The sequence below is a fragment of the Ferruginibacter yonginensis genome, assembly GCF_042651465.1.
Lineage (GTDB): Bacteria > Bacteroidota > Bacteroidia > Chitinophagales > Chitinophagaceae > Ferruginibacter > Ferruginibacter yonginensis.
This window is the reverse complement of record NZ_JBHSCZ010000004.1, coordinates 90933-103626: the sequence shown is the minus strand read 5'-3', so window position 1 is coordinate 103626 and position 12694 is coordinate 90933. Positions and strand designations below refer to the sequence as shown.

Here is a 12694-nt window from a genome sequence, read left to right as displayed (position 1 = left end):
ATGAAAAATATGATGATTTATTCAACCGTTACACTCTTAGCTAGGTTACGGGGTTTGTCAACATCAACTCCTTTTGCAATACCTGTGTAGTATGATAATAACTGTAATGGAATTACACTAATAATGGGGGCTATTAATTCATCGGCTGTTGGTATCGCAATTACATCATCGCTCATTGTTGGCGATATTGTATCACCTTCAGTAATCACTGCAATAATTTTACCTTTACGGGCTTTAATTTCTTGCATGTTACTTACAATTTTTTCGTGGTACGAATCTTTCGTAGCAATAAATACCACTGGTAATTGATCATCAACCAGCGCAATTGGGCCATGTTTCATTTCAGCTGCAGGGTAACCTTCAGCATGTATGTATGAAATTTCTTTTAATTTTAAAGCGCCTTCTAAAGCAATGGGGAAGTTATAACCTCTACCAAGGAAAAGAAAATCTTTAGCATCTTTATACTTTAATGCAATAGCTTTTATAGCATCAGCATTTTTTAATATGGCGGCTACTTTTTCAGGCACATCAGCCAATTCGTTTAACAACTCTTGAAAACGTTCATTATTAATAGTACCTTTTTTCAACGCAATTTTGAGTGCTGCCATCATTAATACAGCTAGCTGTCCGGTAAAGGCTTTTGTAGAAGCTACACCAATTTCATGACCAGCATGTGTGTAGGCGCCAGCATGTGCAATACGTGCAATAGAAGAACCAACAGCATTTACAACGCCAAAAATAAAAGCACCATTTTCTTTAGCTTTTTCAAGGGCTACCAATGTATCAGCTGTTTCGCCACTTTGTGAAATGGCAATGATGATATCGCCTTTATTAACAATAGGGTTACGGTACCTAAACTCTGAGGCATACTCTACTTCAACTGGAATACGGCAAAGTTCTTCAATAATATACTCGGCAACCAAACCAGCATGCCAGCTTGTGCCACATGCAACAATCATTATTCTGTTGGCGTTAATGATTTGATCAATATGATCATCAATACCACTCATTGTAATGGTACCAGCACTTGCATTTAAACGACCTCTTAAACAATCTTGTATAGTACTGGGTTGTTCATAAATTTCTTTCAACATAAAATGGTCGTAACCGCCTTTTTCAATAGCAGCTAATTCCATATCAAGCTTGGTAATGTATGGCGTAATTTTTTCGTTACCCAAGTTTTTTAATATCAACTCATTAGGACGAACAATGGCTAACTCATAATCGTTTACATAAACCACCTCTTTGGTGTATTCAATAATAGGAGAGGCATCACTAGCTAAAAAATGTTCGCCTTTGCCAATACCAATTACTAGCGGACTTCCTTTACGTGCCGCAATAATGGTTTCAGGGTCTTGCTCATCTATCAACAAAATACAATACGCACCAGTTACACGTTTAAGGGCAATACGTACTGCTTCTTCAAGCGTACCATCACCATTGTTTTTTTGAATATCTTCTATAAAATTGAGCAATACTTCTGTATCAGTATCGCTGGTAAATTGGTAACCTTTTTTTACTAACTCTGCTTTTAATTGAGCGTAGTTTTCAATAATACCATTGTGTATCATTGCCAAACGACCACTAGCGGATGAGTGTGGATGGGCATTACGATCATTAGGTTCGCCATGAGTTGCCCAACGAGTATGACCAATACCTATGTTTGCATTTAGGTTGGCACCTACCAATGATTCTTCTAACTCAGCTACTTTACCTTTCTTTTTATAAACATTTAATTTATTATTATGTAAAAGTGCAACGCCACTACTATCGTAACCTCTATATTCTAATCTTTTTAATCCTTTTAATATGATGGGATATGCTTGTTTTGGTCCTGTGTATCCTACTATTCCGCACATAATTTTTGTAGTTGATTTAAGCTTTAATGTTGACTTGTAAAATTATCGAAATTAAATGTAATGTTCGGTAATTATTAAACGGTGAACGTTTAATTGGGTTGCAAAATAATGTATTAAAGCAGGTAAATTGGTTAATTGAATTTAAAATTATAATAATATACCTTTTAAAAAGAAATAAGCTACTGAAAAATATATAACAATACCCGTTACATCTACCAATGTTGCTACAAAAGGTGCAGATGATGCAGCCGGATCGAGTTTTAATTTTTTTAAGATGATGGGTAACATAGAGCCCATAAGACTGCCCCACAACACAATACCAATTAATGAGAAAAAGATGGTGGCCGCCACTAATTTCCAATAAATACCATAATCAAATATGTGTAGGTTTTGCCATAAAATGATTCTTAAAAAACCAATACTTCCTAAAATGACACCGAGTATAAAACCAGAAATAAGTTCACGTCGCATTACCCTCCACCAATCGGCTAGGGTTACTTCACCCAACGCCATTGCTTGTATAATGAGCGTACTTGCTTGCGAACCACTGTTACCACCACTACTCATTATCAAGGGAATAAATAAAGCCAATACAGTAGCCGCTTCAATTTCTTTTTGAAAATATTGCATAGCAGTAGCAGTGAGCATTTCACTTAAAAATAAAATGACCAGCCAGCCAGCTCTTTTTTTAATTAGTTTGGGTATGCTAATGTCTAAGTAAGGTTCATCAAGGGCTTCGGTACCACCAATTTTTTGAATATCTTCTGAATATTCTTCCTGTGCAACCCATAGTACATCATCAATGGTAACTATACCTAATAAAATATTTTTTTCGTCAGTTACAGGTAAAGCTGTACGGTTATTCATTTTGAATACTTCGCTGGCAATTTCCTGATCATCGTTAATTTTTAACGATATAAAACGTTCATCCATTAAATCGCTTACCTTAACATCTGGCGATGCCAAAATAAAATCACGAATCCTAATATCATCCAACAATTCGCCCCTGCCATTGATTACATATATTACATCAATGGTTTCGCTATTGGTGCCCCAGCGACGTATGGTTTCTAAAACTTCTTTTACGGTGTTGTATTCATAAACGTACACATAATCAGGCGTCATTAAACGGCCCACACTATTTTCTGGATAGCCTAATAACTCAAGGGTAATTTTTCTTTCGGCTGGTTCTAATGTTTTTATGAGTTCTCTTACGGTACTGTTGGGTAGTTCTTCAAAAAAATCAACCCTATCATCTGCTGGTAATTCATTTAATAGCTCAGCGCTTTTAAATGCTGGTAAATCTTTTATTATGCGTTTTTGAACAATACTATCAAGTATTTTAAAAACGCTGGCGGCACGGTGAATGGAGAGGTGTGAAATAATTTGCGTTTCAACATCATCATTATCATATATTAACTCAGCAACATCACTAATATTTTGATCATTCAAAAATTCTTTGATGCGTAGCTTATCTTCCGAAGCAATTACTTCGTTAAACTGTTGTTGTAATGATATGTTTTCTTGTTCAGCAAGCATCTCCTTCCAATAATTTTAAATCTTTTAAATTCGCTGCAAATTAAGTTATTTACTGGTCAAACGAACGTTATGATTTTACCATCATTATACATGAAAACGATTGCTCAAAAGGGCAGAGGCATGTTTGCAAGTGAAGCTATACCTGCGTTTACCGTAATAGAAATTGCACCAGTGATTGTGATGCCGTTATCGCAAAAAAAAGCGTTGGATAAAACGTTGTTGCACGACTATATTTTTATGTGGGGCCCCAATGAAGAACAATGTTGCATGGCTTTAGGTATGGTACCAATTTACAACCATGCTTACAGTAGCAATTGCGAATATGTAATGGATTATGAAAATAACACCATCATTATACAAACTATACTTCCAGTACAGCAAGATGATGAATTAACCATCAACTACAATGGCGCTGCCGATGATGATACACCTATTTGGTTTGATGCTCAATAAAATTATACAGTATTAAGTTGGATGGTAAATGTGCTACCTTTTTGTGTGTTGCTCTCAATAAGCAATTGTGCATCAATTTTTGCCAATAATTCTTTCGTTAAAAATAGCCCCAAGCCAGTGCCTTTTTCGCCACTAGTGCCTTTGGTAGTATCAATTTGATGGTTATTAAAATCAGCAATTTGTTGTGCGGTCATGCCTATGCCTTCATCAATAATTTGTAACCATATTTTGTTATGATGTTGTTGTGCGTTAATGATGATGATACCATTGTTATGGCTATATTTTATGGCGTTGGTTAATAAATTTCTGAATGCAATATTGATAATGTTTTCATCGCCTAATGCAGTATTAACCTGTAAATTTTGTTGAATAGTAATATTTTTTTGCATGGCTTGGGCTTGTACTAAACTTGTTACATCATCAATACAATTTTTTAAATGAATAGGAACAACATTCACTTGTGTGTTTTTTATTTGCATGTTGGCCCATGCTAATAAATTATCAAGCATATCACTAGTTTGTACCACTGCTTGCATGGTTTGTTTTTTAAATTGCTGTTTTTGATCGGCAGTTATTTGATTATTATCTGCTAGCATTAAGTAAGAGCGTAAAGTAATGAGTGGGTTACGTAAATCATGACTAATAATACTGAATAACCTATCTTTTACATTATTGAGTGTGGTGAGTTCTTCTTTTTGTTGGTTGATGATGATATTACTCTCATGCAATGTTTTATTTTTCTTTTTTATTCTGCCATAAAAAATTGATAAACCACCTAAAAATAATACTGCACTCAAAGCTATGATGATGAAAATATTTCGTTGGTTTTTTTGTTTTGTTATATCACCTTCTTTTTTTATGAGTTCAATATTTTTCTTTTCTATTTGATAATCTGCTTCTAATTCAACAAGTTTATTTTTACTATCAGTTGAGTAAATACTGTCTTTTAAACTATAATATTTTTTAAGGTAAATGGCTTGTTGTTTATAATCATTCATTGCAGCAAACAATTCAGCCATGTTTTCATAGTTGGTCATTTCAATATCTGGTGTGTTTGCTATTTTTGAGTACGACAAACTTTTTTCAAATGCTATTTTTGCTTTGGTATAGTCTTTTGCTGCTGCATACGTACCTCCATATGTATTATACAATGATGCTAAAAAATCGGGTGTAGCACCAATACGATTGTATATATTTAATACACTATCTAATGTGGCTAACGACTCCTTTAACTTACCTTGTTTTTTGTAATTGATTGCAATAGAGGATAGGCTATTAATAATGACCATATTACTTTTTAAGCCAACACCTATATCATAAGCATTTTTAAAAAATATGGTTGATGAGTCGAGGTTATTTTTTAAATCGTACAAAATACCTTTACTATAATATAAATGGCTGAGTTGAAAACTATCTTTTAATTGTAAAATAATGGCTTCTGCCTTATCAAGGTAAAGCGATGATTTTTTTAAATTTTTATTATCGCAATACACATCACCAATTGATATGAATATCTCTCCTAGTTTAGGTGCATTTTTTTCTGTTTCATAAATGGTGGCAGCCTTCAAATAATTGTCAAGCGATTTTTCAAAGTTCGCTTGGGTTCTGTAACAATAGCCTATGCGTAAATAACTATTCGCTTTATCAATAGGCCTGTTCAATTTTTCAGCTAAGGGTATTGTATTTTCAAAATAGGTTATGGCTTTTTTGCTATTATCAAACATATATAAACCACCAATAGTAAAGTTGAGTTTAAGGAGGTTACTGTCAACCGTTTCTTTACTGAGCACTTTTAACAAACTATCAATTTCTTTATTTTGTGCAGTTGCCATTAATTGAAGCATCAACAAAGCAATACTTACTACAAGTTTAATCATTAGTGTTAGTTTCTATAAATGTCTTTTAATTGTTTGATTACCCATAATGGTTTGCAAAACAGTTTCTTGGTAAGTTTTACCAATGCCTAATTTGATTTTATTCAGTTGAACATGTGTATGGTCGAGTGCAGAAATTTTATCTTTATGTACAATATGTGATCTTGATATTCTTATAAAAATATTGGCAGGTAATTGCTGCTCAACATTTTTTAAATTTACCAATGCAATTTTTTTATCGCCATTCAATAAATAAATACTAATAAAATCGCCTAACGATTCAATGTAGCATACTTCACTATAATTAATTCTTACGTAAGCATTTTTATCTTTAATAAAAAACGAATCAGCTCCTTCATTTTTAAATGCTTCAACTTGAGCAATTTGCTGTTTCATTTCGTAAAGATTACGGGCTTTATCAATAGCCCTCAACAAACGTTCAATGGGTACAGGTTTTACTAAATAATCAATGGCATCAATATCAAAAGCATCAGCAGCATAGTTGGGGTGCGATGATATAAATATTACCATTGGCAATTTTGGTAAGCTTTTAGCCAATTGTATGCCCGTTAAATCAGGCATTTCAATATCTAAAATTAAAATATCAGGTAAAGCTGTTTGCAATAACGCCCTTGCATCAACCGCATTGCCGCATTGAGCAACACAAGTTAGGTTGGGTATTAAAGCTAATTGCTGCATGGTTACAGCTAAATATATAGGATCATCATCTGCAATTAGGTAAGTCATTTTTTAGGTTAAGCTCGTTGAAATTACATAATATTCCTTATTCAGCCTATATTTCAACTGGTTTTAAATTTTATCTACTAAAAAGGCACTTTCGTCTATTTATTTACCCATTTCATCAACTAGTTTAGTAAGCAGTGCTATTGTAACACTATATTCGCTTCGGTTTTTCATAGGGATATTGGATTTTAAAGCGGGGCCGAATTTCTATTCAAGCCCCTTTTTTTATGCCTATACTTTTTTGCTTTACAAGCAGCTCATTTTATTGTACCATTTATGTAAAATTACCCGATTATTAAAAATCCAAAGCAGGCATTACCCTTATCTTTGCACTCTCAATTAATAATGATTTGTCATTATGAAGCAAAACTGGTGGAAAATATTAGCGTTACTGTTGCTTATTTATACAGTAGTGGGTGGTTTTTTAATGGATGTGCCCACTTTGCCTATTTTAAATGAAAGTATACGAAACATGTATTTTCATGTGTGCATGTGGTTTGCAATGATGATTTTGTTCACCATCAGTTTTATATACAGCATAAAATACTTAAGGGGCTTTCAATACAAGCATGATATTTATGCTCACAACTACGCAGCAATCGCATCTTTCTTGGGTATTTTAGGCTATAGTACTGGTTTTATTTGGGCCAATTATACTTGGATATCTGATCAAAACCAAAGCATAGCTGGCATTTTAAAAGAACCTAAATTAATTGGGGCCGCTATTGCACTTTTAATTTATGGAGCCTATTTTGTTTTGCGTGGCTCATTTACTGATATTGATAAAAAAGCAAGGGTAAGTGCAGTGTATAATATTTTTGCGTTTGCTATGTTATTTCCTTCTATTTGGATTATACCTCGTTTGGTAGGTAGCTTGCACCCTGGCGGACAAGGTGGTGCTGGCGGTAACCCAGCATTGAATTTTAAGGATATTGATAGTCGCATTCGTTTGGTATTTTACCCAGCCGTTATTGGTTGGACGTTATTAGCCGTATGGATTGCTACCCTCAAAATAAGATTACAACTTATAAAAGATAAAAGCTTATTAAATGAATAACACCTTCAACAAATTTTTACAAAAAATAACAGCAGTATTGTTGATGCTTTTGTTATGTGTGAGCAGTTTTGCACAAGCCAATAATGTTGAAATGGCTGATACCATGCGTAGTAACGGAAAAATTTATGTAGTAGTAACCGTTTGTGTTACAATATTATTAGGGCTTTTTCTTTACGTATTTTTAATTGATAGAAAAATTTCAAAAATAGAAAAGGAACAACATTAGCTAATTGGCTTTTTATAAATTAAAAACATTTGTAAAAAAGCCTATTCATTATTACCACTAAGCTAATTAAACCTACTTTTACAAAAACAAAAATTGACAATTAAACCAATTTTATGAGTTCAAACACCACGTACAGCTTCTTCCAAAGTGTTGAAAGAAGTTTTGACAAAGCTGCAAAATTTACCAAAGTAGATTCAGGTATTTTAGAGCAAATTAAAGCTTGTAACAGTGTATTACAAATGCGTTTTCCTATTAAGAGAGATGATGGAACCATTGAAGTAATTGAAGCATACCGTGTGCAACATAGCCATCACAAAACACCATGTAAAGGTGGTATTCGTTTTAGTGATGAAGTAAATCAAGATGAAGTAATGGCATTAGCCTCTTTAATGACCTACAAATGTGCCATTGTAAATGTGCCTTTTGGTGGCGGTAAAGGTGGTATTAAAATTAACCCACGTAATTACTCAGAATACGAATTAGAAAAAATTACCCGTCGTTACACTGCTGAGTTAGTGAAGAAGAATTTTATTGGTCCTGGTATTGATGTACCAGCACCTGATTACGGAACCGGCGCTAGAGAAATGAGTTGGATTGTTGATACCTACCAATCATTAAAACCAGGCGAAATTGATGCTGCTGGTTGTGTAACAGGCAAGCCCGTAACACAAGGTGGTGTACGTGGCCGTACAGAAGCTACTGGCTTAGGCGTATACTTTGGTATACGTGAAGTATGTAACATGCCAAAAGTGATGGAAAAGTTAGGCTTAACCGTTGGTATTAAAGATAAAAAAGTAGTTGTACAAGGTTTAGGTAACGTAGGCTACCACTCTGCAAAATTCTTTAGAGAAGGTGGTGCAAAAGTAGTAGCATTGGCTGAGTACGAAGGTGCTATTTACAACGAAGCAGGTTTAAATGAAGAAGAAGTTTTTCAACACCGCAAAAAAACAGGTTCAATTTTAAACTTCCCAGGTGCTACCAACTTAGCCAAAAATACTGATGCGTTAGAATTGGAATGCGATATTTTAATACCAGCTGCACTTGAAAATGTAATTAATGGTGAAAATGCACCAAGAGTGAAAGCTAAAATTATTGGTGAAGCAGCCAATGGCCCTTGTACACCTGAGGCTGATGAAGTGTTTCAACAAAAAGGTATTTTATGTGTACCAGATATGTATTTGAACGCAGGTGGTGTAACAGTAAGTTACTTTGAATGGTTGAAAAACTTGAGCCACGTTCGCTACGGTCGTATGGAAAAACGTTTTACAGAAAACTTAAACACACATATACTTACCCAAATGGAAACATTAAGTGGTAAAAAAGTAGATGATGCTGAAAGAGCCTTTATTTTACACGGCCCTGAAGAAGTTGATTTAGTACACAGTGGTTTAGAAGAATCAATGATTTCTGCAACAAGAGAAATTATGGAAATTTGGTTAAACAACCCTGAAATACCTGATATGCGTACTGCAGCTTATGTAAATGCTATTAATAAAGTTGCTACAAGCTATGGTGAATTAGGTATTTTCCCATAAGCAAAGAATATTATTATTAAAAAAGGCTGTTTCATTTTTTGGAACGGCCTTTTTTTTAAAATTATTTTATATTAAATTTTATTTTAATATAATAGTTATTGTTTATTAAGAATTAATAATTACTTAATAAATATTAAAGGTTTTAATTTTTTTTGTTGTGATTTATTTCATAATTTAATTTTTTAATCTAAACCGTTTATTATGTTATCAATCCTACCCCCCCCCCGCAAAAAATTGCGGCAGTCAAAAATGTAGCAATAACCAATACCTCAAACCGCCATTAAAAACGGCACTCGTATTATTGCTATTGTCTGTTACACTATGGAGCTGTAAAAAAACAATGGATGTTGAACCCAATGTTTTAAAAAATCAATCAGTATCAGCGTTTTTAGAGGCACCTCCTAATGCACCTGATGCGGTAAAAAAAGTTATAAAAAAATTGGCCGACATGGAAGCAACTCAACCTTTTTTACAAGATTACATCAATAAAAAAGGCATGGCCAATTGGCAAAAAGCATTGGTATCATCATTAAGTAGTAATAGCGCTTTTCAAAGTGCCACAAGTGGTGGTGATACTACTTATGTATTAGCACCTATTTTTTTAAGTGATTCAAATATTGTACGAAGCTTAATAAGTGCAAGGGTAACTGGCGAAGATGTGTTTATAAAGTTTCTTGAAGACTATCAATACAGAACATTGCCAACAAAAGCTACAGCACAACCTGGGCAATTATCGAAAGAAGATTATGCCTATTACTATTTTTATTTTACAAATTTGGTCTATGGTGAAAGTAGTTTCAATATTAAAGATACTTCGCTTTTTAAAGATGGTATAAGACATAACTTACAATCTAACCAAAGCATTGTAGACTCAGAACCTGTAGAAATTAATTTAAGGCAGTCTTTAAATGGTGATGCACATTGTTGGACAATACAAACAAATGCCATTATACAGTATGATTATGAGTTGTATTTCCCTGATTTAGACGAGTATTTATTATTAAATACAGTAACTTTTTTTTACTCAAATTCTACTAATGTTTGTTTCCCCACAATTGTACCATTTAATTTGCCTAATTTAACACAAATACCAAATCCTCAACCTACCCCAATGCCTCCAGGGCACACACCTGGTTGGGGTGTTAATAAAAAGTTTAATAAAAATCCCAATGCTTTAGATGAAAATGATGAAAATAATAATGGATTAGCCCCATATGACAATACAAATTATAGTCCATATTTAACAGGAAGTATACTACCGAATGTAAATAACGTTATTAGTAGTAATGACTTTATTGGTTGGTCTGCAGATGGAATTTCGACATATAGTATTGATTATGCTAAAGCACAAATAGCTGTAAATAATTACAAAATTTCAAATTATAACGACGCAACTGGTAATGCTCCTTATGGCCAAACATATCAAATTTATAATGAAAATACAGGTGTTAACACAACTGCTACCAATGCCGCTATTGGTTATATAAGTGGTGCATTACAAGCAGGTATACCTGTTGTAGTAGGTGTTGATTGTAGGCCAGGTGCTAGTGTACCAAGTAATGATGTTAGTACAGATCATTTTATTGTAATTGTTGGTATGGGATACGATGTAACTAATTTAAAAAATTATTTTCAATATTATGATTGCTCTACCTATAACAGATTTTTAGGAACGAGTAGTTTAAACAAATTATTCATTACAGCAAACGGAAAATTGGAAGGTGCTTCCGCTTCACCTTTTGCAAACACAAGTGGGTTTCATAATTATATTGTTACACAAGTACGAAGAAGTAAACCTTTATAATTAAAATTTGCAGTACCAATGGCTTGTATTAGCTATTGGTACTTTTGTATGAAATACTTAATAACCATACTAATATTTACTTGTTTCTGTTACAAATCAATTGCCCAAAATTTGGTTCCCAATCCAAGTTTTGAGTTCTACACAATTTGTCCAAATAGTACTTGTTGTAGTTTAAATAATAATGTTTTAGTAGATTGGTTCATACCATCAAATGATGTAAATACATCATTTGGTTATCTGAATGAATGCTCATATAGTTCAACAAATTCAGTTCCACAAAATCTTGCTGGTTATGAATATGCTGCTACTGGTAAAGGTTATATTTTGCTTAGTTTATATCTTGAACCTAATATTAGAACTTATTTATCAGTAAAATTGACATCAATTTTAAACCAAAATCAGTATTATTTAATTTCATTAAAATATTCATGTGCTGATAGCGCTAAAAAAGCAACCAAAAATTTCGGTATCTTATTTTCTGACACTGCAATTAGGTCTTTTACTTTTTTTTCGCCCTTACTTTTTACTCCTCAACTTCGTAATAATACAGGCTTTTTAAATAATACCAATGGGTGGGTAACCCTAAGTTTTTTGTACAAAGCCAGTGGAACCGAGCAATACCTCACCATGGGTAATTTTGATAGTGATACCAATACTGAAACACAAAATTTAAATGGAATAGGTGATGGATCTGCAGGCATTTATATCGACGATGTTTCTGTAACGCCCTACAATTGCTTTGTAAACCCAGTAAAAGATACGAGTTTGTGTACAGCCGATACTTTACGCATACAACTCAACAACCCAATGGCCAGCTATATGTGGCAAGATGGTAGTGCCGCTGCTCAATATAATATTACCCAACCTGGCACATATACCGTAACCACTACTGCACCCGGCTGCACCCGTACAGATACGATACGTGTAAGCCCTCAAACAGCCACTCCTTTTAGTTTGGGTAACAACACTACTATTTGTAATAACGAACCATTGGTTTTAAATGGCCCTGCAAATTATACCCAATACCTTTGGCAAGATGGTAGTACCAACCCACAATACACCGTAACACAACCTGGTTTGTATTGGCTGCAAGCCACTAAGGGTAATTGTGCTTTTAGAGATTCTATTAGCATTGCTGCTATAAATTGTGTTTGTACACCACTTATACCTACTGCTTTTACCCCCAATGGCGATGGTAATAACGATGGGTTTGCACCCACTATAAGGTGTGCAACTACACAATACCAACTCGTTATATTTAATCGGTATGGGCAAACCCTTTTCAGCAGCAATAACCCACTTCAAAAATGGAATGGTACTTACAAAGGTTTACCATGTAACAATGGTAGCTATGTGTACCAATTACAGTATGCCTTAGGCAATGGCATTTTACAAAAAACAACAGGGTCTATTTTGTTGGTGAGGTAAGCGTATTGTTATAATTTAGTAATTCATTAAATGATATGTTTCTATGTTTACATATCAATAAAAAATTATCAAAATATAGTACCTACTTTGGCTTTAATAATTACATATCAACCAAATTCATTTATTATCACAGCTTACTTTACAACACCTGGTTTTTACAATTATACCATTACAC

General features: G+C 33.7%; 10 protein-coding genes. 6 read left to right on the top strand and 4 right to left on the bottom strand.

The window, feature by feature from the left end; translation table 11 throughout:
- Positions 1 to 17 precede the first annotated feature (17 nt).
- Together glmS and mgtE are read right to left on the bottom strand one after the other, a co-directional pair.
- Positions 18 to 1859: a glutamine--fructose-6-phosphate transaminase (isomerizing) gene (gene glmS, locus ACFOWM_RS12915; protein WP_379710816.1), complete on the bottom strand. Its 1842-nt coding sequence runs from the start codon at positions 1857 to 1859 to the stop codon at positions 18 to 20.
- A 147-nt stretch (positions 1860 to 2006) separates the two neighbouring features.
- On the bottom strand, positions 2007 to 3398 hold the full coding sequence (gene mgtE / locus ACFOWM_RS12910; protein ID WP_379710814.1) for a magnesium transporter: 1392 nt from the start codon (positions 3396 to 3398) through the stop codon (positions 2007 to 2009).
- Between the two features lie 90 nt (positions 3399 to 3488).
- On the opposite strand from mgtE, the gene ACFOWM_RS12905 reads away from it, so the two are divergent.
- Entirely contained in the window at positions 3489 to 3851 is a 363-nt protein-coding gene (locus tag ACFOWM_RS12905; RefSeq protein ID WP_379710812.1) for an SET domain-containing protein-lysine N-methyltransferase, read from the top strand.
- A gap of 2 nt (positions 3852 to 3853) precedes the next feature.
- On the opposite strand, the gene ACFOWM_RS12900 is transcribed toward ACFOWM_RS12905, so the two are convergent.
- Both ACFOWM_RS12900 and ACFOWM_RS12895 read right to left on the bottom strand, forming a co-directional pair.
- Complete coding sequence (locus tag ACFOWM_RS12900; RefSeq protein ID WP_379710810.1) at positions 3854 to 5728, bottom strand: tetratricopeptide repeat-containing sensor histidine kinase; 1875 nt, start codon at positions 5726 to 5728, stop codon at positions 3854 to 3856.
- A 12-nt stretch (positions 5729 to 5740) separates the two neighbouring features.
- A complete protein-coding gene (locus tag ACFOWM_RS12895; RefSeq protein WP_379710808.1) occupies positions 5741 to 6472 on the bottom strand; it encodes a LytR/AlgR family response regulator transcription factor in 732 nt (243 codons plus the stop codon).
- Between the two features lie 355 nt (positions 6473 to 6827).
- Here ACFOWM_RS12895 and ACFOWM_RS12890 point away from each other — a divergent pair, with 355 nt between their 5' ends.
- The 5 genes from ACFOWM_RS12890 to ACFOWM_RS12870 all read left to right on the top strand — a co-directional run bounded on the left by ACFOWM_RS12890 (position 6828) and on the right by ACFOWM_RS12870 (position 12519).
- Positions 6828 to 7526: an ABC transporter permease gene (locus ACFOWM_RS12890; protein WP_379710805.1), complete on the top strand. Its 699-nt coding sequence runs from the start codon at positions 6828 to 6830 to the stop codon at positions 7524 to 7526.
- Entirely contained in the window at positions 7519 to 7752 is a 234-nt protein-coding gene (locus ACFOWM_RS12885; RefSeq protein ID WP_379710803.1) for a CcmD family protein, read from the top strand. The genes ACFOWM_RS12890 and ACFOWM_RS12885 overlap by 8 nt, the downstream gene beginning before the upstream one ends.
- A gap of 113 nt (positions 7753 to 7865) precedes the next feature.
- Positions 7866 to 9287 (top strand): Glu/Leu/Phe/Val family dehydrogenase, encoded by a 1422-nt coding sequence (locus ACFOWM_RS12880; RefSeq protein ID WP_379710801.1) that lies wholly within the window; start codon positions 7866 to 7868, stop codon positions 9285 to 9287.
- Between the two features lie 340 nt (positions 9288 to 9627).
- On the top strand, positions 9628 to 11091 hold the full coding sequence (locus ACFOWM_RS12875; RefSeq protein ID WP_379710799.1) for a hypothetical protein: 1464 nt from the start codon (positions 9628 to 9630) through the stop codon (positions 11089 to 11091).
- Between the two features lie 111 nt (positions 11092 to 11202).
- Positions 11203 to 12519 carry a T9SS type B sorting domain-containing protein gene (locus ACFOWM_RS12870; RefSeq protein WP_379710797.1) on the top strand — a complete coding sequence of 439 codons (1317 nt, stop codon included), beginning with the start codon at positions 11203 to 11205 and terminating at the stop codon, positions 12517 to 12519.
- The last annotated feature ends 175 nt before the right edge of the window (positions 12520 to 12694 follow it).